We start from the raw sequence: 19967 nt of genomic DNA on the forward strand, positions 1-19967 counted from the left end.
CTTGACCTTGACGTAACGTCAACTTTTAGGCTTATGCTGTGTCGGAAATCCCGGCACACCATCTCCCCTTTGGGAAGAAGTTAGTTGCTCAGGAAGTGAGGGCATCATGTCAGCAACTGATTGGTCAATTGCTGAGCTAGCCAAGATGTCGAAGGTCTCCTCGCGTACGCTCCGGCATTATCACCAGATCGGTTTACTGCAACCTGCCTGGACGGCGGCCAATGGGTATCGCTACTACCAGCAGCCAGAATTGATTCGCTTGCAGCGGATTCTACTGCTCCGCGAGCTTGACTTGGGGCTGGAAACCATTGCCGAGGTGCTGCGCGGGCAAACTGACGAGCTTGAGGCATTAGGCACCCACCACCGCTGGTTGCTTGCGGAGCGCGATCGGATGTCTCAACTCGCGCAGACCGTGCAGAGCACGATGACCTCCCTCACCGGAGGGGAAAGTTACCGTAAGGAAGGAATCATGAACGCAGCGAAGATGTTCGAAGGGTTCGATAAGAACCCCTATCAAGAGGAAGCAGTTCAGCGCTGGGGAGAAGAAGCGGTGGAACGCGCCAATGCCAGCTGGGCCAAGATGTCGGGCAACGAGCGCGAGGCAGCGCTGGCCGAAGCCGAGGCGATCAATGTCGAATTGGCTGACTGCCAGCAGGCCGGGCTGGCCGTCGAGGACGAGAGAGTGCAGGCTGCCGTCGCCCGGCACTATCGGTGGATCAAGCTGAGTTGGACACCAACCGCTGAGAGCTACCTCGGCCTAGGACAGCTCTACATTGACGACGACCGGTTCCGAAGGAACTTCGAAAAGGTGGGGGCCACACCGGAGTACCTGCTGGCGGCGATGAAGGTCTACGCAGCAGAAAATCTCTAAGCCAACGTCCCGCCTCCGCTTCCTTTCCCACCACCCAGTAACCACCTACTACAGCGTCGAGTGTCGAGATATCGGGTTTATTTCACGGTTTTAAGCCCCATATCTCGACACTCGACCAGCATTTATTGGCGACGGCGCTTGATTTCCTCGACGGCTTGCGGCAGCACCTCGAAAAGATCGCCGACAATGCCAAAATCAGCGATCTCAAAAACCGGCGATTCCGGATCTTTATTCACCGCGACAATCACTTTCGAGGTCTGCATGCCAGCCTTCTGCTGGATTGCACCCGATATTCCGGCAGAAACATACAGCTGAGGGGAAACCGTCTTGCCGGTCTGGCCGATCTGCAGAGAATGTTCGATCCAGCCCGCATCGGTAGCGGCTCGGGATGCCCCCACGGCGCCACCCAACACGTCCGCAAGCGCCTCCAACGGCCCGAAGTCACCGTTAACCCCACGGCCCCCGGCAATCACGATACGTGCCTCGGTAAGCTCTGGACGACTACTGATCGCGCGAGGAATACGCTGCACTACCTTCGCCGCGAGCGCCCGCTCGGAGAAGTTCACACTGAGTTGTTGTACCTTCGGCTCAACGCTACTTCCTGCGGGCACCGGTTCGAGTGAATTGGCTTTCACGGTGAATACCGACCGGGCAGAGGTCACTCGCGCCGAGACCAAGTAGGAACCGGCCAGCACCGATTTTTCAGCGATCAGCTCAGGGCTGAGGCCAACCACATCGGACACTACCCCGGCGTCCAGCAACAAGGCTGCTCTAGCTGCCACTTCTTTGGCTTCGCCGGAGTTATCCGCCAGCACTATATCGGCGGCCAGCTGCTCGGCTGCCTGCGCCAGAAACTCGGCCTTCGGCAGCACCGAATAGTCAGCAAGCTCGGGCTGCGAACTCTTTACCAGCTGCTGAACCCCGTAACGGCCGAGGTCCTCAAGTTGCTCACTGCTCGGTTCCCCGGCTACCGCCGCAGCAACTTCGCCCAGGGTAGCGGCCAAGGTCAAGAGCTCCTGACTAGACTTCGGCAGCCCTCCGTTCGGAGCCGGAGTTGCGACCAGCAAATCAATAAAAACAACTACTGTGCTCATCAGCGGGCCTTCCTAAAGCAAGTTCTGTTCGGCGAGGAAATCAACAAGTTTCAGCCCGGCATCGCCGTCATCGGTGATCACCACTCCGGCGCTCCGTGCCGGTCGAGGCCTTGCCTGCTGAACTTCAGTCCAGGACCCGGCGCTGCCGACCTGTTCAGCGCTCAGTTCCAGATCAGCGAGCGACAGCACACTGATCTGGCGTTTCTTCGCCGCCATAATGCCCTTGAAATTGGGGTACCTCGGCTGATTAATCTGATCGGTCACCGAGACCACGGCTGGCAGCACGCTTTCGATCACCTCGGTATAGGCATCCCCGTCACGGTGCACAGTGATGCTGCGCTCTGAGATCTCGATTGACGATGCCAAAGTCAGTTGCGGCAGATCTAATCGGCCGGCTAAAAGGGCGGGGAGCAGCGCGGTTTCGCCATCGGTGGAGGACATTCCGGTGAGCACCAAATCGACTGAACCGAGCTTTTTGATCAACGCGGCTAGGGCTAAGGAGGTGGCGGCCAGATCCGATCCGGCCAGCGCCGGGTCGGTGAGATGGACACCTTCATAGGCGCCAATCTGGAGAGCCTTCTTCACCGCGCCTACCGCCGCCTCCGGCCCCATCGTCACGGCGATAATCCGATTCCCAGCCGCCTCCCCACCTCGTTCCTCGGCGAGCTGTAAAGCCGCCTCCAGAGGGTACTCGTCCAGTTCAGATAAGATACTTTCGGACCGGTCCAGGCGCCCGTCCCCGGCCGCCAGATGCCGATCGAACTGGGTGTCCGGCACGTATTTCACCAAAACCGCAATCGTCAGCGGAGACAATTCGGATTCGCTCACTTCCACACTCCTTTTTGGCCGCAAATTTGCTGCAAGCCCTGTCTTGGAGCTTAGTTGATGAAGCTGGCTCAGCCCACAGTATGAGTCATGCCAAGAAAGAATCCTGCCTGCGGCCGATGCCCAGCTAAGCGCTGATTCGCGATGCTGAAGACATGACAAATATCCTCAGTACCCGAAACCTGCAGAAGAGCTATGGCAACACAATGGCCCTCGCTGGCGTCGATCTCGATCTGCGCAGCGGTGAATCCGTGGCCATTATGGGCGCCTCGGGCTCTGGGAAAACGACTCTGCTGCACTGCTTAGCCGGAATTATCACTCCGGATGCCGGCATGGTTGGTTTTGCCAGCTCCCGCGGCGCCCAAACAATCTCGGTGATGCGCGAAACCGAGCGCTCCCGATTGCGGCGTGAATCTTTCGGTTTCGTCTTCCAGCAAGGCCTGCTGCTCCCCGAGCTAACCGCCTTGGAAAATGTGGCGCTCGCCCTGATGCTCGGTGGCACACCTCGTAGCCAGGCAGAAAACTATGCTCAGCAGTGGCTAGCCAGTCTTGGCTTGGCCGGAATGGAACAGCGCCGAATCGGCGAGCTCTCTGGCGGCCAGGCACAGCGGGTTGCTATAGCACGCGCCCAGGTCACCGGAGCGAGCGTGATCTTTGCCGATGAGCCCACTGGGGCACTCGATTCACAGACGTCCGGGGAGGTGATGGATGCCTTGCTCAATAGCACAGTTGGACTGGGAAAGACTCTGATTTTGGTGACCCATGACGCCGCTGTTGCCGCTCGCTGTGGACGGCTGGTACGGCTGCAAGACGGCCGGATCATCAGCGACAGCGCGGCCAAGCCCGGGCATTCCGACCAGCAGACAGCTAGCCAGCCGCAGCCGGCTCAGCCCCAGACCGGGCACGCTCAGCCGCGTACAACGCAGGTGGCCTGATGAGTGCAATACTCAATCCGCCGCTGCCCCAGCTAAGCCCGAACACCAAACAACGGGGTGCTTCAGGACTGCGCACCGTCATCCGGCTGAGCCTCTTGACCGCGCGCGGCGGGATAGCGGGTAGCACTCTCGTGCTACCAGTGGTCGCCTTCGCGCTCACCACCACCTTGCTGCTCGTGGTACTCGCTGGAACGTTATCCTTCTTCCGCTGGCAGGACGAATACAGCGGCCTTTATCAGACCCTGGCAGCAATTGCAGTTGCCTTATTGGTGGTTCCGCTACTGGCCTTGGGCGGCTCTGCAGCCCGGCTATCGGCGCGGCGACGCGACGATAAACTTTCCACGCTCCGCTTATTGGGCGCCACTCCGGCCACCGTCAACGCCATGACGGTGTTGGAGTCAAGCGTGCTAGCACTCGGTGGAGCAGTGATCGGCGTACTCGGCTATTTGCTGCTCACTCCCCTGGTCGGTCTGATTCACTTCCGTGGTGAGGCTTTAGGAGCTAGCGCACTATGGCTCAGCCCGCTGCTGATCGTCGCCGTCGTGCTGGCAGTTGTATTGCTGGCCATAGTGAGCGCGGCAATTGGTCTGCGTCGAGTCAATATTTCGCCGCTCGGAGTACGGACCCGGCAGAATCCGCCTAAAGTCGCGGTGCTCAGAATCATTATCGGTGCTGTTTTCTTGCTGGGGGTCTACCTGGCGATGTCGAACATTGGCGCCTTCGGCTCGGTCGCTGCCATCGCCTTGGTAATGCTGCTGGGCTTCGGTGGCGTAATAGCGATGCTCAACCTGATGGGACCGGCAATCCTGGGGATGCTGGCCCAACGACAATGGCGACGTGCTCAAACGCCGGTCAAGCTACTGGCCAGCAGACAGATCCTTGAATCGCCGAAAGCCGCCTGGCGCCAGGTCTCCGGGGTGGCAATGACAAGTTTCATGGCGGTATTCTGCGGGGTCGGCTTATCGATAGTGGGTGACGCTGAATCTTCGGGCGCGAGCGGACAAGATGCTTTCCTGATTAGTGACACCCGCACCGGGGTGATCATTACGCTAGTGATTTCCTTCATTATGGTGGCCTGCTCGATTGGCGTAAATCAAGCATCACAGATCTTGGATCGAGCCGAAATCCTGGTCAGTTTGGATCGTCTGGGTGCGCCGCGGCAAGTGATTGAAGCAGCCCGCAGCAGGGCTGTCATGTCACCGCTGCGGATTGTCTCACTCGGTTCAGCACTGATTGCTGCGGTGCTGGTGTTTCCGCTTACTGCACTCTCGGTTTTTATGAACCCGGTCACCATTCTGCTGGTGCTAGCCTGCTTATTCGGTGGCATCCTGCTGGTCTGGTTGAGCCTGAAGGCCACTGCACCGGTGATGTCCAAGACCCTGAGCTCGGCCGAAAGAGTCTGAGCAACAGCAGAGCGCCCTGGCCCCCTGGGAATAGGGCCGGGGCGCTCTGCTGTTTGAAACTCAGCGACTAGTCAGCGCTCACGGTGCTTATTCGCTTGCCGCCCCCAGGGTGACGTCCACCGATTGAGTTTTGCCGCCACGCAGGTAGCTCACCTTAACGGTGCTGCCTGCAGCTTGTTCGCGCACCGCCGCGGTCAGCGAGGAGGCATCGTCAATCACCCGGCTGCCGAGGTTAGTGATCACATCACCCACCTTGATACCTGCCTTTTCGGCGGCAGATCCACTGGTTACCTGGGCCACCACCGCCCCGACGGTGAAGGAAGAACTAGACTGCTGCTCCTGGTCGCTGCCAGCCGATTGGGGTCGCACACTCACCCCTAGCTGACCATGACTAGCTTTGCCGCTCGAGATCAGCTCCTGGGCAATCCGTTTTGCGGTGTTGATCGGAATTGAGAAGCCGACGCCAATGTTCCCGCCGCTGCTGCTGTCACTCGAACTCGAACCGGTACCGGCAATAGCGACGTTGACGCCGATGACTTGGCCCGAAGAGTTAACCAGAGCACCACCGGAGTTACCCGGATTAATCGCCGCATCGGTCTGAATCACATTGATATTGATTGACCCCTGGGCGCTGGTGTTGGGCGAGGAGCCATCCGGCGGTGCGAAGTTGAAGCCACCGTTACCACCGTTCTCGCTCTGCGAGGAGTCGCTTTGCTGCTTCGGTACCGCAGAGGAAGCCACCGAAATTGTCCGGTTGGCAGTGGAGACGATGCCATCGGTCACCGTGCCGCTGAGCCCGAGTGGAGCACCGATGGCAATTGCGGTATCACCCACATTGACCTTGCTGGAATCCCCCAAGTCGGCGGGCTTCAAGTCGGTTGCATCAATTTTGATCACGGCGAGGTCATTGAGCGGATCGGTACCAACGATTTTGGCGCTGAAGACCCGGCCGTCATTGAGCTTGACCTGAATCGTCGGATTAGCGGCTTTGCCGTCAAGGGTGACGACGTGAGTATTTGTCAGGATATTGCCACTGCTGTCGAGAATGATGCCTGAACCGGTGCCACCGGCGCTTCCCGAGTTAACCCCAATGGTGACCACCGAGGGTGAAGCTTTCGCCGCCGCCCCGGTAATCGCATTAACCGATTCGGCATTATTGACAATGACTGGCGAGTTTTGGCTCTGTTGTACCGATCCGGCGTTGCTTTGACCGCCGGCCAGCAAACCGGTGGTGCCCAGCGAGGCACCGGCTCCGATCACCGCGGCGATCACCATTCCGGCAACCAAGGCACCGGTACCGAAACGCTTCCGACCGCTTCCCGTCGCGCCATTGGCAGCACCGGCCGCGGGTGGCAGCGGCGTCGGGGCGCCAAAGGAATTACCCGGGTGGGTGCTCTGCGGGTGAGCATAACGAGGCTGTTCCGCTGCTGGCGTCGAAGGCTGAAAGTTTGGCGAAGGATACCCCGGTGCCGTGGTGAGCGGCTGAGTCTCATTCAACGAGATCGGCGCTGTCTCACCGGCATTCCCGCTGGACTGGGCCTGAGATTGCTGGGTCTGAGTTTGCTGGCCCTGGCTCTGTTGACCGGGGGTCCGTTGATTGGGGTTCTCCTGCGCCGCTCTGCCCTGCGCTGTTGCGCTCTGCCACCATCCTTGCGGATGCGGCGTGGGGGTGCCGGTCGAACCCTCACTAGGCGTCGGCTGACCCACCGGGCCTGCTGGCGCGATGCTCTGCGACTCGTTGTGTTGTGGCTCAGGATTCTGCGGTTCTGGCTGCGAACCGGGTGTTTGCTCTGACATTGCGCTTCCTGCTTCTTCATCGGTTGTTCTTGGTTCAACTATTGCCGCAACACTTAAGCCAGATAGGTGTATTTACTGAAGGCAGGCTGTGAGAAAGCTGGTGACAAACCCTATGCCCGAGCTGTGTTTCGCCAACAGCATAGCCCCGGGGTTGGACGGTCTGTCAGATACACCCATAGGATGGAAAAAAGGGTTGACCGCGGGATGCAGGGGCCAATCGGCCGTGGCGATCTCGCACTGACGAAGGATGTCCATGCGATCACAATTCGCCCGCTCTGCGGCTAAACCGCTCGGCCGGATTCTTACCGCCCTCAGCCTCAGCGCCATGCTGGTGTTGCCTACCGCAACCGCGCAGGCCGCCCCTTTACCGGCCGAGCCGCCGGTGAGCATTCCCTCCGGCCAGAACATCGTTGACGACGCCAATGTACTCGGCAGCCGGAAAGCTGATGTGCAGGCCGCCATTACCAAGTTGCTCAACGATAAGAAGTACAACTTCTATTTCGTCACGGTGAAGAACTTCGAGAACCCCAGCTCGGCTACCGACTGGGCCACCCAAGTCGCCACCAATAAGGGCATGGGCAATTTCGATCTGGTGCTGGCCATCGCCACCGATCAAGGCAAGTTCAGCCTGCAGAAGGCAAAGAACTCAAAGATCACCAACGCCCAGCGCGACAGCATTATCCAGAATGCGATCAATCCAAATCTGGCCAATGGCAAAAAAGACTATGCCCAAGCGGCAATAGACACTGCCGCGGCCATTGGTGACGCGGCCGGAGGCGGCAGCGGATCAGTACCCAACCCGACCGGAGGAATTGTGGGCACAGTGATTTTCCTTGTCCTAGTGGCCGCGGCGGTGGTGGCATTCTTAGTGTTCCGCCGACGCAAAAAACAGAAAGCCGTCGCCGATACCGCCAGTGGCATCGGCCCGAGCGGCGAGCAACTCGATCCGATGGCTGGCACCAGCGTCGAGGAGCTCAAAACCCGAGCCGGATCCTTGCTGATCGCCGCCGATGATGCGATTAAGTCGAGCGAGCAGGAGATCAGTTTCGCCCAGGCAGCCTACGGCGATGACTCGGTCAAACCATTCCAGGCTGCCCTGGCCGAGGCCAAGAATCATCTCAATGAATCCTTCAAGCTGCAACAACAACTCGATGACGAAATCCCCGACACCATTGAGCAGCAACGCGCTTGGTACGGCGAGATCATCCGTCGCTCCGAGGACGCCAATAAGGCGCTAGCCGAGCAAAAGCAGAGTTTTGATTCATTGCGTGAGCTGGAGAAGAATGCTCCGCAAGCACTCGCTTCGGTGAGTGCTGAAGCTCAGCAAGTACGAGCCGGTTTGGCGGGCGTTCAAGCCACCCTGGCCGATCTCCAGAGTCGCTATGCGGATTCCGCCACGGCGACCATTAAGGACAATATTGCCCAGGCCGAGGAGCGCCTGAGCTTCGTTGACACCGCCTCGCAAAATGCCACTCAGAAACTGAGTTCTCAGGACGCTGCCGGGGCGGCGGTGGCAGTCCGCGCCGCGGAAGAGTCACTGCACCAGGCGAAATTGCTCGAAGACGCGATTGGCAAGGTCGCCGCCGATATCCAGGCGGCGGCAAGCCAGCTGCCCAGTGCTCTGGCCGAAGCCAATAACGATTTGCTACAGGCCAAGGCAATGGTCTCCTCGGGACAGGACGCAGCGGCGAGTGGGCAGGTCGCCGCCGTCGAAGCAGTACTGAACCAAGTGCAGGGGCAGCTTGCCGCTGGGAAAACAGACCCGAGTGCGCTCTTACAACAGGTAGAGACTGCCCACAGCAATCTCGATCAGTTACTTACCGGCATCCGCGATCAGCAACAGCAAGCGCAACGCGCGCAAGCTGCCTTGCAGCAGGCAATCTCCAGTGCTCAGGCGCAGATTTCCTCGGCTCAGGACTATATTGCTGCGCGCCGCGGTGGGGTGGGCGCCGAAGCTCGCACCAGAATCGCCGAGGCACAGCGCAATCTCGATTACGCACTGTCCATTCAGAGCAGCGATCCGGTGAGCGCCCTGGCCTACGCTAACCAGGCAATTGCCTTGGCTCAGCAAGCCGCTCAATACGCCCAGTCGGACGTCAATAGCTTTGGCTATGCCGATTCTGGTTACGGTCGCGGCGGCTATGGGGGTGGCGGCGGAGGCGGCTTCGGCGGCGGCTTCGGCGGCGCTATCTTGGGTGGCATCCTGGGCGGCATGCTCTCCGGTGGCGGTCACAACAACTCCAACTGGGGTGGCGGCGGCTTCGGCGGTTGGAGCGACGGCGGAGGAGGCGACGGCGGCGGCTTCGGTGGCGGCGGCGATTTCGGCGGCTTCGGGGGCGATTCCGGGGGCGACGGAAGTTTCTAACTTCCGCTTAGCTCTAGCCAAGACGGTAGAACTTTGAGAATCTACCTACAACAGAACTCCATCCATGGGGATGGTGAGATTGTTCATCAATAGCAGGACGAAAGGTACCACGATGGTAAAGCAGTCAATCTTTGGCCGCATCGGACAGCTGGCCAAGGCCAATATCAACGCGCTGCTTGATCAGGCCGAAGATCCGCAGAAGATGCTCGATCAGATGGTTCGTGATTACACCAATAACATCGCCGAGGCTGAGTCGGCGGTTGCGCAGACTATCGGTAACCTGCGGATGCTGCAGGACGATTACAACGAAGACATCAAGAACGCCCAGGACTGGGGAAATAAGGCACTCGCCGCTAGCCGCAAGGCCGATGAGTACCGCACTGCTGGCAATGCCGCCGATGCACAGAAGTTCGACAATCTGGCCAAGGTGGCTCTGCAGCGACAGATCACCTCGGAGAACGAAGCTAAATCGGCAGAGCCCAATATCCAGTCGCAGGAAGCCGTCGTCGAGCAGCTGAAGAACGGCCTGAACCAGATGAAGGGCAAGCTCAACGAGCTGTCCTCCAAGCGAAACGAACTGGTTGCCCGCTCCAAGACCGCGCAGGCACAGTCCCAAGTCAACGACGCTATTGGCAGCATCAATATCCTGGACCCAACCAGCGAAGTCAGCCGCTTCGAGGACAAGATTCGTCGCGAAGAGGCCAAGGTCCGTGGCCAGCAGGAACTGGCTTCCTCCAGTCTGGACGCCCAGTTCAATAGCCTTGAGGATCTGGGCGAGCAGACCGAGGTTGAGGCTCGACTTGCGGCGTTGAAGACCGGCGGCTCCCCCGCTGCGATCAATGCTTCGCAGGCTGCTCCGGCAGCGAACCCGGCAGCAGCCGCTCCGGCAGCAACACCGGCAGTCAATGAGGACGACTTCAAGTCTCTCTAAGCCAGACAAGCTGAAAGGGTGGTTCCGGGATGTCCCGGAACCACCCTTTCAGCTTTAAGCCCTCAGTCCATCGGCTGAATGGGCAGCCGCTCGACTAGCCAGCGCTCTTCAGCTGAGCAATGAGTTTATCGGCCTGAATCAGGCCGCTGCCAACAGTATCGGCGCCATACCCAGCGGCAGCCGCCACGGTGGCATTGCCGCTAGCGATGGCAGCGCGGATCTTTGTCGGCGTTGTCGTCGGAACCGCAGAAATGGCCAGTGCCGCTACCCCTGCCGCGGCTGGTGCTGCCGCGCTGGTGCCACAGAAGGAGCTGAAGCCCTGAACGGTGGTTGCCACGCAGTCGGGCGCCATCACGGCCGGCCCGGGCATTACCCAGGGCTGCGCAAGAACAGCGCCGTCGTCATCGAAGTAGTGAGTCACCGCGCCTCGTGAAGAATAGCTCTCGGGGACGGTCGGGGTCGACCAGTTCGACGCCGCCACCGGTAGCGATGCTCCTGATGAGCTTGCTCCAGCGTTGACCGTGGTGACGTTCCCCAGGCCCGCGGTGAGGTTGCCGTTGGAGCGGATCCGGAAGACTGCGGGGGTGGTGCCAGCCTTGTGGATCACTCGCAGGTAGACGTCCTTCGCCGAGCTGGAAGTATTTTTGTAGGACAGATCTTCCTGCGGAATTCCCGAGGCAATATTGTCATCGCTAGACTGCGTCAACACCTTGCCGGTGCTGTCGACCAGCTGGACGTTAAGATCGGAGCTGGCGTGCCCCCATGCTTCCTGCCACTGGAAATCGAAATACTGAGTGCCCGAAGCGGCGATGGTGGCGATCTTCTTGCTGGTCACGCCATTGCCGAAGTTCTGATACTCAATCCCGCTACTGGCGTCCGCAACAAAAGCCGAAGCCTGTTCCCAAGCCGACTTTGAGCCTCGGTTACCTGCGGAAGAGAAATAAGTGACACCCGAGGCCACCGCGTTCTTGACGGCGATTGCTTCCGGGCCATTCTGATAGACCGGAGCCGTGATGTCGTAGATATCGTCCGCAATCACCTTGGCTCCCGCGTTCACCAACTGGCTGATAGCTTGAGCCTTTTTCTGCGAAGTCGCGCTTGAGAAAGCCATCTCGGTGACTCCGGGGGCTTCGTCATAGATGATCTCAGACATTGCCAGACCTTCATCACTGGAACCGACCGAACCATCGGTCAGCACGTCGACGCTTGCGGGCAAGTCACCCGTCGCCTGTGAACCCGCCACGCCTTGACCGACTCGGTTGATCGAGTCCGAAATCACTCCCACTTTGACCCCGGCACCGGTTACCCCGGGTTGACTGCTCGTTCCGGTACGTGCCGCGGGAGCATTGACCACTGCGTCGCCCTGAGATTGCACCGTGCCAGCGTCGGTAAAGGAGCCCCAGTTCGCCGGACTGATTCTGCGAATATCTGAGATGCCGGTGAACTTTGCCAGGTTACTGGTACTGACCTTGCCGTAGATAGTTGGCAATGCGCCTTGGGCGAGCACCTCAACATCAGTCAAACCCGCCTTGATCAGGGCTGACTTCACGGTGTTGAGCTTTCCGGGTGAGGTGGAAATTTCCACCGGGACGATGACGCCGCCCACGGCTTCCGGTGTCCGGCTGCGCAGCTGATTTTCGGCCTGATTGAGTACCGACTTCATCAGTGATGAAAGTGCCTGTGGTGAGCCGGCAGGCTGTTGCGGTCCAGCGGCCATCGCCGGGGTCATCCCAGCCGCCAGCACTACCGCTCCGGTGGCTAGCGCAGCTGCCAGCTGACGTACGCCCCGAGATTTCCAGTAAGAATGCATTAGTACTCCCTCTTCAAACGACGGATCACGGTTCACTTAACCGGTTCAGAGCAGCATAGGGGGCCTTATCCGAAAAAACCCCGGGAAAAAGCTGACAGTTTGCCGGTGTGCTCACGGCGAACAAGCTAGCTACCAAGAATTCCCTTGGCTACGCTAAAAACGTGGGGTCCTGGAACACTGCGAGCCGCAGCATTGCGCAACGAAACACAGCGCAATACAACACAGCGCAACAGAACAAGATGACGTTGGGTGTCCAACGTCGAGGGTTTGTTGCCGTTCTGACCCTGCTCCTGCCACTGGGGCTTTCACTCCTGATGGTGCCGCTGCTCGGGCAACAAAACTTGTCCGCGGCATTAATTGCCACTGCCACCGTCGCCGCCCTCAGCAGCGCTTTGAGCTTCGTGCTGATCAGCTCTGCGGCACGCCCTGCCGCTGTGCGACTGGCGCGCACCGATTATCCGGGACCGGAACGTTTCCGAGTCGCCGACGACCCGCTGCTCTCCGGGCGTCCCGGACCGCGAGCGCCCGCTTCCTGCCGCGCTGCGTAGCGGGAAGCTAAGACAAAATGCCAGAACATATTCAGTAGCTTCCTCGCTGCGCTCAATGATCACGCCGGATCTCTCGGCACTCACCATCATTTAGCGAGGAAAAAAATGAATATCTATGACTTCGCGCCCCTTGCCTGGGCGCTAGAACTCGGCTACCAGTTCCTGCACTGGCTCAGCAGCGCGCTACAGCCTCTAGGCGGAGTAGCCTCAGCTGGCCTGGCCATCGTGCTGCTCACCGCGCTGATCCGCCTGTTACTCATCCCGGTCGGTGTCTCTCAGCTGCGCGGAGAGCTGGGGCGCCGCAGAATTGCCCCACAACTCGCCGCACTGCAAAAGAAATACCGCAAGAATCCGAGCCAGCTCAGTGAGAAAACGCTAGCCCTCTATAAGGCTGAAGGTGTCTCGATGTTCGCCGGCATCGGACCGGCGTTACTTCAGGCTCCAGTGCTCATGGTGGTCTATGGACTCTTTGTGCTCAACCAGATCGCCGGCCATAGCAATGCGCTGCTCAGCACAAGTTTCCTTGGCGCCCCGCTCGGGCAGTCACTATTGCATCTAGCGAACAATCCACTAGGGCTCTGGCCAGCACTCGGAATTTTTCTTGTCGTACTCGGCATCATTGCTGCGGTTGCCGAGTTCAATCGACGTCGAGCTAAGCAGCAACAGCTCAGCGCCAGCGCACCGGCAAGAATCAGTGGATTGCTGCAATGGTTGCCCTATCTCACGCTGCTCACTGCGCTCTTCGTGCCCTTGGCAGCTGCCATCTATCTGGCTTGCACGACGCTTTGGACAGCACTGGAGCGAGTGGTATTAGCTCGCTGGCTGGACCGCGCTGCCAAAGTCAGTGCAGTGTGACCTTAGGCTCTCCGATGCTGGTCAGGCCGGTTCCGGCGTAGCTGCAGCTGCCCCCGGTGCCGGCCTGATAGGCCTGCCGGAGGCAGTTGCGTAGCGCCAGCTGACCCCAATAGTTGGGGTGCAGCGACTCTTGAATGTAGTAGTCGCTGAGCGCCGTGCTGACGGTGCGAATCTCATTGATCCACTCGCTTTGATCGACCGCTCCGGCGCTCTGCCAGTCGGTCAGTCCGGAGTCATTGAGCTTCTTCGTCCCGCTCTGGCAGAGTGTGTGCCCGGCGAAGAGTCCGGAGACATCGAGAAGTTTGGCATTACTCAGTCCGGACTGATTCAGGCCGGACTGCACGGTGGCGTTGATCGCCGGCAGCGCGCTCTGCGCTGCCCAGTCCAGATCCTTATCCCAGAAGCCACAGCCGTAAGTACTTTGTCGGCTATAGCCGGACTGGGAGTAAGCGATGTTCGAGCTGGTCGGTAGAGGCTGCGGGTAGTTTTGCAGCACAATCCGATAGTCCGTGGCGCTGTAACCGGCATTGCTCATCGCGGTGCCGACATTCTTCAGCGCGCCCGCGATCTTCCCGGCAACGGTAGCCAGATTGGCGCTGGTGAAGTTGGCCTTCACCGTGCTGTCGTCCTTGCAGTACTTGGGCACCCAGGAGAAGGAGGTGAGAAAGTTAGTCACGCAGCTGGTCACCACATCGGCAAAGTTCAGATCGTTGCCGCCAATGGAGACAGCGACGAGTTTGACCTTGTGGCTGGTGGCAAAGTTCTGTAAGGCGAGGGCTTGGCCAATATTGCCCTTACCATCATTGTAGAAATCAAGCCCCGGCTTGAAATAGCCCTTTGAGCTGGTCGATGTCGAGGTGATTGCACCAGAACAGGCGAGGTTCAAGGTATTGCTGGTGATCTTGATTTCTGCCGAGCCGGAGCGATGGCAGCGTTCGATGCTCTCGGCGTTTCCGGCGTCCCAATAAGCGCTGGCTCCTAGCGCATCGACCTGGCTGGCTTGTGAGGAGTTACCCGCCCAGCGGCCGCCCTCGCCGGAGATGTAGGAGTCGCCGAGGCTCACCGACCAGTCAGCTCCGGCCGGGACGGCGGCTTGCGCGGGCACCGCGAGGGGCAACGAAAGGGTTGCTGTTATGGCTAGCAGCGCCAGGGTGCGCGCGACTGAGTTCTTTGTCATCTGAGACCGGCCTATTCTTCCTTGAACTGACTTCTGTTTTCAGAGCAAAACTATTCGCCGGAGCCTACCGGGAAGTAAGCACAGAGTAAACAGTGGGGGTGAATTCACGGTAGATTCGGAAAATGCGCTCCTTACTCTGGCTTCGTGATGATTTACGAGTTGCAGATAATCCGGCACTACGTGCGGCCTGTGAGCGCGGTGAGGTTTTACCGCTGTACATCTTGGAAGACGATTCAGCCGGTATCCGTCCCCTAGGCGGAGCCGCGCGCTGGTGGTTGCATCATTCGCTGCGGGAGTTGGCTGATTCTTTTCAACAGCTCGGCGCCCAATTGGTGCTGCGTCGAGGACAGGCCGCAGAGATCATTCCGGAGCTGATCGATGAGCACGATATCGACGCGGTTTTCTGGAATCGCCGCTACGGTGGCCCCGAGCGAGCGGTAGACGCTGAGCTGAAATCTTCATTACGAGAGGCCGGTCTGACCGCGGAAAGCTTCCAAGCGAACCTGCTGTTTGAGCCCTGGCAGCTAAAAACTGGCAGCGGCGGGCATTACAAGGTTTTCACCCCCTTCTGGCGCGCCTGCCTTGAGCAGCCAGAGCCGCGTCAGCCCTTAGCGGCTCCGGCTACTGTACAGGGGGTCAGTGGCGTCAAGGGCGAGGCCTTGGAGCGCTGGGAATTGTTGCCGACTCGTCCCGACTGGTCGGGCGGCCTGGCCGAGCAATGGACGCCCGGCGAGACCGGGGCGACACAAGGACTCGAAGATTTCCTTGACCGTCACGCTGAGGGGTACGCCGTCGAGCGCGACAACCCCGGAATTGAGGCTACCAGTCGGCTAAGCCCCCATCTGCGTTTCGGAGAGCTTAGTCCATTCCAGGTCTGGCACGCACTCCGGCGGACGGCAGCTGTTGCCCACGAAGACTCCCGCGTCTTCATCAGCGAGATTGGTTGGCGAGAGTTCTGCTGGCATTTGCTCTACCACCATCCGGACTTGGCCAGCCAGAACTATCGGCCAGAGTTCGACAACTTTGCATGGCAGCCCAGTTCCGAATCCGAATTGCGAGCCTGGCAGCAGGGCCGCACCGGTTATCCGATGGTCGATGCTGGAATGCGTCAGCTATGGCAGAGCGGCTGGATGCACAACCGGGTACGGATGATTGTGGCGAGCTTCCTGGTGAAGAATTTGCTGATCGATTGGCGTGTCGGAGAGAAATGGTTTTGGGACACCCTGGTCGACGCCGATGCGGCGAATAATCCGGCGAACTGGCAGTGGGTGGCCGGTTCGGGGGCGGACGCCTCGCCTTACTTCCGGATTTTCAACCCGGTGACCCAGTCCAAGAAATTCGACGCCGAGGGCAGCTACTTGCGACGTTTCCTCCCCGAACTGGCTGAATTCGACAGTAAGCTCATCCACGAGCCGTGGAAAGCTCAACCCCAGCTGGACGAAAGTACCGAGCAGGAGGCGAGCTACCCCGTGCCCATCGTCGAGTTGGCGGCCTCCCGGCAGCGCGCGCTGGCAGCCTACGACGCCATGCGGGGCAGCGACGCTCCAGGCTGATCTCCTTCCCTTTGCTCGGACTGGCTCGGCCCGGTTCTACTGAGCGAAGTTCAACTCTTTGCTCAATCTGTGGCAGGCCGCACCAAGGCGCTCTGATCCGGCTCAGCAAAACCAAATTTACGATAGAGTCCGTGCGCGTCGGCGGTGAACAGCACCCACCTGAACTTAGCTCCCGGGCCCTCATCGATCATTTTGGCCACTAGTTTTTGCCCCAGTCCTGCCGCACGATGTTCCGGAAGGACGAAGACGTCTGCCAGATAGCCGAAGTTGACCCCGTCCGAGACCGCACGGGCAAAGCCGACCAGCTCCCTGGTGTCTTCCCGATAAGCACCAACCAGCCTCCAGGCGTTAGTTATCTGGAGTTTCACCTCGGTCTTGCTGCGCTGCCGTCCCCAATAGGCCTCGGTAGAGAGGAACCGCCAGACCGCATCTAAATCGATTAATTTTCGGTCATCGCTGATCAGATAATTCATAAATTCGAAGCTATTTCGGGGTGCCTGAGATAGCAATCATTGATTGGCCCCTTTTATGTTCATTGCGGACTGCAACCCGGCAGGCACTCTGACCTATTTAGGTCAAAAATGCCCTAAAATTCAAGGAAGTGAGCGGGTCGGCAGAGCGCTCCGAATCTCGACATTTAGGCTCCTGGCTGCTAGCCTAACTGTGTCGTTGGTCACCATTAAGGGGACCCAAAAACACTATCGGGGAACAAGGAATGCGCAAAGCAATTCAAAAAACTTTAAGGGTCTCAGCAGCATCGGCCCTGGTGATTGGTGGACTCCTGGCTGGCAGCGGCGCCGCCCAGGCCGCCCCCATCGCCCCAGCACCTGAGGTCGTTGGCGTAACTCAAACTGAGTATTTCAATACCTCCGGTGCTTGCAACTCCAGGTGGTATGAACTGACCAACCTCGGCGCTCATTGCCAGCCTTGCTATTTCGGCAACGCTGTTGGCCGCTGGGTACTGACCTACAATATGACCTAGATCTACAAGGATCACCCAGGTTTGCGACAGCGGGCCCGTCAAGAGTTCTTGACGGGCCCGCTGCTGTCTCTGCACTGCCAGGGCCCTCGGCTAGCTCAGCGCCTGCACCGCATCGACGGAGGCTTCCAGCACAATCGTGTGATACTGCTCGATATGTGAGAGGAATTCGGCGCGAGGTCCCTCCAACCAGCTGGCGCTCGAGTAAAAAGCGTCTTCTTGAAGTGTGCGGTGCTCAAGGGAATCGAAAGCCCGAATCAGATATCCCTCTTCGTTGCCTTCGTCCTGAACAGCAGATAACCCGCAATCGACTACCTGAATGCCGGCGTCCTGAATCATTGGTTTTGCTTCCTCGGTCAAGATACGCAGAAACTCCGCCGAGCTACCAGGCACTAAACGGTAAGTTCTTATCTCTATGATCATGGGGTCAAGCTAATACCACTGGGCATCCGAACAGAGTGCCAATTGAAAGTTTCCGGACTCATTGCCGATCATGGTGAGCGACCGGGTGAGCCGGTGAGCGAGTCGTGGCTAAGCTTGCTGGCTCCGATGCATCCGTATTTCGGGAAGCGATGCCCAGCTCTCCGGTAATGTCGCCGCCGCTCCGTCGGGCTGGAAGCCGTTCTTCCGATAAAAGGCTTGCGCCCGCGGATTGTCCTGAAGTACCCAAAGGTAGGCGGCCTGCTGACCGATCGCTGCATCCAGCAAAGCCTTGCCCAGGCCGGTGCCATGAGCCTCTTCCAGCACATAGATGGAATATAGCTCTAGTTCGCCTGCCAGCTCCTCATCACGAGCTGGCCCGGCATCCGCGAAACCAATAATCCGCTGATCTGCGTCCAGCGCAATAATACGGGGATCGGTGGTGTCGAGCCCTACTCGTCGTTGCTCGGTCCGTTCCGGGACCGAGCGGCGTCGCGCCGCAAAGAACTCCTCAGACAAGACGTGCCCGTAGCACTGTTCATGCACCTGGGTGTGCATCAGCACCACAGCTTCGGCGTCTGCGGGGGTAGCTTGTCGCAGTTGGTATTCCATCGATCGAGTATAACTTTCAGGGCGAGGCCAGGCCATTACTGTGAGCTGGGGCCACTCCTCGAGCCAGCGCGCTGTTTTGGCACGATATACCGACTCAGGCGCCAATACCGGATTGGGGCGGATCACCAAATTGAAGATATCGGAGAGGCCGTGTGGTGCATACACCTGCCACACATCATCCCGATCGCTGCGAACCCCCAGGCAGCAGGTGGTTGCCGCGAAGTTATCGATCGCCTCCTCGGCTGAGCTCAGCGGGGCTAGCGGGACGCCAAATTTTTGTTCATACCAAAGATGCACTCTGGCCTCATTACGAACCTCCACCTCAATGTCCAGATCTGCGAAGAGTGCGGCAATTTCTTCAATGACCGCGTTCTCCGCCTGCCAGCTCAGATCCGAATCGTCAAAATAAAAGATGTCGTAATCCTTGATACCGGCATCGGCAGCACGGCCAGTCTGCACATTCCAAATTGTCTGGAATAGGCAGCCAGCCGTGAGATACCAGCCCGGTAGCCGTAATGAGGCCAGCCTGCCGAGCACCTCGGGAATATGCCGGTTCTGTCGCAAAACGACCTCGAGTTCGGTCAACTGTGCGTTAAGAGGAAGGCGAGAAAGCATCTCCCCATCTTGTCATCTCCCCATGTTGTCAGCCGTCAGTACTTAAGCAAAACGTAACTCCGATCGCCTCGGCTGACCCTCGTTCACCAAAATCACTGCCGTCAAGGGCTCACTCAACTGTTTCTGCGCTGGCGACTTAGAATGTTCAATGATGATTCAGACACTCAGGGTCTTCGTGGATCAACACAATGATTACGGCAATCCGCTCACGGTGCTGTTCGATACAGCAGGGTGGCCTGATGCACTGTGCCAGTCGCTGGCGACAGCCTTCCAGACCAGTGAGACCGTATTCATCGATGAGCCTCGTACCGGTCGAGTGCGGATTTTTACCCCACGACGAAAAATCGGCTTTGCCGGTCATCCAACGGTCGGCACGGCTTGGCTCTTGAAGCAGCGTGGCTCTTCGGCGTCCAGCTTGGAAACGGACGCCGGGACGGTGCGGACTGAGGCCGATCACGCAACCGCCAGCGTCTTCGCGCCGGCCAGCTGGTCTGCGCCCTGGCGACTCATCCAGCTCGCCAATCTAGCGGAGGTCGACCGAGCCAGCTCAGCAGGTGAGGATCGCCACGACTATGTGTGGTGCTGGCTCGATGAGGGCTCTGGGCGGATTAGAGCCAGGGCATTCACCTCAATCAGCGGCACCCCCGAAGACGAAGCCACCGGTTCCGCAGCAAGTTGCCTGGCCGATCAACTAGGCCGAAAAATCACCGTACGGCAAGGGCTCGGATCGATTATTGAGGCCTTCCCGACGGCAGCTGGAACAGTGGCACTCAGCGGAAGAGTGACCCTCAGCAGCACACCTCCCGACTTCGACGGATTGCTGAGCGAAGAACTCGCCAGGCTCCGCAGCAGCCCTTAACAGCTGCACTATTTTGAGCGACCAAAGTGGTGCCACCATATTGCTGGCACCAGATAGACGGGGCAAAGTGGTGCAGTCGTTTAAGATCCCAGGTAACAAGCAGGGCTGACGTCTGAAAACAGAGGCTAGTAAGCATTAAACAAAGTGGTCCTGATCAGCATTTCCGCTGATCAGGACCACTTTGTGCGCACTCACACAGTGCAACTTTCGTTGCGGGGACAGGATTTGAACCTGTGACCTCCGGGTTATGAGCCCGGCGAGCTACCGAACTGCTCCACCCCGCGGCGCTTTATCTACTTTACTGGCTCGGCTCCCCAG

General features: G+C 59.0%; 18 protein-coding genes and 1 tRNA gene. 10 read left to right on the forward strand and 9 right to left on the reverse strand.

What is annotated here, in order from left to right; genetic code table 11:
• Positions 1-106: 106 nt before the first annotated feature.
• Positions 107-871 (forward strand): MerR family transcriptional regulator, encoded by a 765-nt coding sequence (locus UM93_RS08215; protein WP_045074926.1) that lies wholly within the window; start codon positions 107-109, stop codon positions 869-871.
• A 122-nt stretch (positions 872-993) separates the two neighbouring features.
• Here the strand turns inward: UM93_RS08215 and UM93_RS08220 are convergent, their stop codons facing one another.
• Positions 994-1965 (reverse strand): electron transfer flavoprotein subunit alpha/FixB family protein, encoded by a 972-nt coding sequence (locus UM93_RS08220; RefSeq protein ID WP_045074928.1) that lies wholly within the window; start codon positions 1963-1965, stop codon positions 994-996.
• Between the two features lie 12 nt (positions 1966-1977).
• Complete coding sequence (locus UM93_RS08225) at positions 1978-2769, reverse strand: electron transfer flavoprotein subunit beta/FixA family protein (RefSeq protein WP_045077098.1); 792 nt, start codon at positions 2767-2769, stop codon at positions 1978-1980.
• A 176-nt stretch (positions 2770-2945) separates the two neighbouring features.
• Between UM93_RS08225 and UM93_RS08230 the strand changes: the two genes are divergently transcribed.
• Together UM93_RS08230 and UM93_RS08235 are read left to right on the forward strand one after the other, a co-directional pair.
• Positions 2946-3725: an ABC transporter ATP-binding protein gene (locus UM93_RS08230; RefSeq protein WP_082057063.1), complete on the forward strand. Its 780-nt coding sequence runs from the start codon at positions 2946-2948 to the stop codon at positions 3723-3725.
• Positions 3725-5128 carry an FtsX-like permease family protein gene (locus UM93_RS08235; protein ID WP_082057064.1) on the forward strand — a complete coding sequence of 468 codons (1404 nt, stop codon included), beginning with the start codon at positions 3725-3727 and terminating at the stop codon, positions 5126-5128. Before UM93_RS08230 ends, UM93_RS08235 begins: the two co-directional genes overlap by 1 nt.
• Before the next feature lie 87 nt (positions 5129-5215).
• On the opposite strand, the gene UM93_RS08240 is transcribed toward UM93_RS08235, so the two are convergent.
• Positions 5216-6925 (reverse strand): S1C family serine protease, encoded by a 1710-nt coding sequence (locus UM93_RS08240; protein WP_045074929.1) that lies wholly within the window; start codon positions 6923-6925, stop codon positions 5216-5218.
• Between the two features lie 253 nt (positions 6926-7178).
• Here UM93_RS08240 and UM93_RS08250 point away from each other — a divergent pair, with 253 nt between their 5' ends.
• Both UM93_RS08250 and UM93_RS08255 read left to right on the forward strand, forming a co-directional pair.
• Positions 7179-9290 carry a TPM domain-containing protein gene (locus UM93_RS08250; RefSeq protein ID WP_045074931.1) on the forward strand — a complete coding sequence of 704 codons (2112 nt, stop codon included), beginning with the start codon at positions 7179-7181 and terminating at the stop codon, positions 9288-9290.
• A gap of 112 nt (positions 9291-9402) precedes the next feature.
• A complete protein-coding gene (locus UM93_RS08255; protein WP_045077103.1) occupies positions 9403-10221 on the forward strand; it encodes a PspA/IM30 family protein in 819 nt (272 codons plus the stop codon).
• Between the two features lie 94 nt (positions 10222-10315).
• Here the strand turns inward: UM93_RS08255 and UM93_RS08260 are convergent, their stop codons facing one another.
• Positions 10316-12031 carry a S8 family serine peptidase gene (locus UM93_RS08260; protein ID WP_045074933.1) on the reverse strand — a complete coding sequence of 572 codons (1716 nt, stop codon included), beginning with the start codon at positions 12029-12031 and terminating at the stop codon, positions 10316-10318.
• A 107-nt stretch (positions 12032-12138) separates the two neighbouring features.
• Between UM93_RS08260 and UM93_RS08265 the strand changes: the two genes are divergently transcribed.
• Complete coding sequence (locus UM93_RS08265) at positions 12139-12579, forward strand: hypothetical protein (protein ID WP_045074934.1); 441 nt, start codon at positions 12139-12141, stop codon at positions 12577-12579.
• A 105-nt stretch (positions 12580-12684) separates the two neighbouring features.
• A complete protein-coding gene (locus UM93_RS08270) occupies positions 12685-13434 on the forward strand; it encodes a YidC/Oxa1 family membrane protein insertase (RefSeq protein ID WP_045074935.1) in 750 nt (249 codons plus the stop codon).
• Here the strand turns inward: UM93_RS08270 and UM93_RS08275 are convergent.
• Complete coding sequence (locus tag UM93_RS08275; protein WP_045074937.1) at positions 13421-14611, reverse strand: SGNH/GDSL hydrolase family protein; 1191 nt, start codon at positions 14609-14611, stop codon at positions 13421-13423. The two genes, UM93_RS08270 and UM93_RS08275, sit on opposite strands and share 14 nt — an antisense overlap.
• A 122-nt stretch (positions 14612-14733) precedes the next feature.
• On the opposite strand from UM93_RS08275, the gene UM93_RS08280 reads away from it, so the two are divergent.
• Positions 14734-16164 carry a cryptochrome/photolyase family protein gene (locus UM93_RS08280; protein ID WP_045074939.1) on the forward strand — a complete coding sequence of 477 codons (1431 nt, stop codon included), beginning with the start codon at positions 14734-14736 and terminating at the stop codon, positions 16162-16164.
• A gap of 62 nt (positions 16165-16226) precedes the next feature.
• On the opposite strand, the gene UM93_RS08285 is transcribed toward UM93_RS08280, so the two are convergent.
• Positions 16227-16637 carry a GNAT family N-acetyltransferase gene (locus UM93_RS08285; protein WP_045074940.1) on the reverse strand — a complete coding sequence of 137 codons (411 nt, stop codon included), beginning with the start codon at positions 16635-16637 and terminating at the stop codon, positions 16227-16229.
• Positions 16638-16879: 242 nt separating this feature from the next.
• Between UM93_RS08285 and UM93_RS08290 the strand changes: the two genes are divergently transcribed.
• Positions 16880-17146: a hypothetical protein gene (locus UM93_RS08290; RefSeq protein WP_045074942.1), complete on the forward strand. Its 267-nt coding sequence runs from the start codon at positions 16880-16882 to the stop codon at positions 17144-17146.
• A gap of 90 nt (positions 17147-17236) precedes the next feature.
• Here the strand turns inward: UM93_RS08290 and UM93_RS08295 are convergent, their stop codons facing one another.
• Together UM93_RS08295 and UM93_RS17930 are read right to left on the reverse strand one after the other, a co-directional pair.
• Positions 17237-17566: an NIPSNAP family protein gene (locus tag UM93_RS08295; protein ID WP_045074943.1), complete on the reverse strand. Its 330-nt coding sequence runs from the start codon at positions 17564-17566 to the stop codon at positions 17237-17239.
• Between the two features lie 108 nt (positions 17567-17674).
• Entirely contained in the window at positions 17675-18790 is a 1116-nt protein-coding gene (locus UM93_RS17930) for a nucleotidyltransferase family protein (protein WP_234399409.1), read from the reverse strand.
• Between the two features lie 148 nt (positions 18791-18938).
• Between UM93_RS17930 and UM93_RS08305 the strand changes: the two genes are divergently transcribed.
• A complete protein-coding gene (locus UM93_RS08305) occupies positions 18939-19649 on the forward strand; it encodes a PhzF family phenazine biosynthesis protein (RefSeq protein WP_045074945.1) in 711 nt (236 codons plus the stop codon).
• Positions 19650-19859: 210 nt separating this feature from the next.
• Here UM93_RS08305 and UM93_RS08310 read toward each other — a convergent pair.
• A tRNA-Met gene (locus UM93_RS08310) sits at positions 19860-19933 on the reverse strand.
• Positions 19934-19967 lie beyond the last annotated feature (34 nt).

Source organism: Psychromicrobium lacuslunae (assembly GCF_000950575.1).
GTDB classification, from domain to species: Bacteria; Actinomycetota; Actinomycetes; order Actinomycetales; family Micrococcaceae; genus Renibacterium; species Renibacterium lacuslunae.

What these genes read in the sequence shown, in the direction of transcription:
- UM93_RS08270 (WP_045074935.1), top strand. Translation starts at nt 12,685, where the DNA reads ATGAATATCTATGACTTCGCGCCCCTTGCCTGGGCGCTAGAACTCGGC.
- UM93_RS08290 (WP_045074942.1), top strand. Translation starts at nt 16,880, where the DNA reads ATGCGCAAAGCAATTCAAAAAACTTTAAGGGTCTCAGCAGCATCGGCC.
- UM93_RS08280 (WP_045074939.1), top strand. Translation starts at nt 14,734, where the DNA reads ATGCGCTCCTTACTCTGGCTTCGTGATGATTTACGAGTTGCAGATAAT.
- UM93_RS08285 (WP_045074940.1), bottom strand. Translation starts at nt 16,637, where the DNA reads ATGAATTATCTGATCAGCGATGACCGAAAATTAATCGATTTAGATGCG.
- UM93_RS08255 (WP_045077103.1), top strand. Translation starts at nt 9,403, where the DNA reads ATGGTAAAGCAGTCAATCTTTGGCCGCATCGGACAGCTGGCCAAGGCC.
- UM93_RS08230 (WP_082057063.1), top strand. Translation starts at nt 2,946, where the DNA reads ATGACAAATATCCTCAGTACCCGAAACCTGCAGAAGAGCTATGGCAAC.
- UM93_RS08215 (WP_045074926.1), top strand. Translation starts at nt 107, where the DNA reads ATGTCAGCAACTGATTGGTCAATTGCTGAGCTAGCCAAGATGTCGAAG.
- UM93_RS08275 (WP_045074937.1), bottom strand. Translation starts at nt 14,611, where the DNA reads ATGACAAAGAACTCAGTCGCGCGCACCCTGGCGCTGCTAGCCATAACA.
- UM93_RS08260 (WP_045074933.1), bottom strand. Translation starts at nt 12,031, where the DNA reads ATGCATTCTTACTGGAAATCTCGGGGCGTACGTCAGCTGGCAGCTGCG.
- UM93_RS17930 (WP_234399409.1), bottom strand. Translation starts at nt 18,790, where the DNA reads ATGCTTTCTCGCCTTCCTCTTAACGCACAGTTGACCGAACTCGAGGTC.
- UM93_RS08235 (WP_082057064.1), top strand. Translation starts at nt 3,725, where the DNA reads ATGAGTGCAATACTCAATCCGCCGCTGCCCCAGCTAAGCCCGAACACC.
- UM93_RS08220 (WP_045074928.1), bottom strand. Translation starts at nt 1,965, where the DNA reads ATGAGCACAGTAGTTGTTTTTATTGATTTGCTGGTCGCAACTCCGGCT.
- UM93_RS08295 (WP_045074943.1), bottom strand. Translation starts at nt 17,566, where the DNA reads ATGATCATAGAGATAAGAACTTACCGTTTAGTGCCTGGTAGCTCGGCG.
- UM93_RS08305 (WP_045074945.1), top strand. Translation starts at nt 18,939, where the DNA reads ATGATGATTCAGACACTCAGGGTCTTCGTGGATCAACACAATGATTAC.
- UM93_RS08250 (WP_045074931.1), top strand. Translation starts at nt 7,179, where the DNA reads ATGCGATCACAATTCGCCCGCTCTGCGGCTAAACCGCTCGGCCGGATT.
- UM93_RS08240 (WP_045074929.1), bottom strand. Translation starts at nt 6,925, where the DNA reads ATGTCAGAGCAAACACCCGGTTCGCAGCCAGAACCGCAGAATCCTGAG.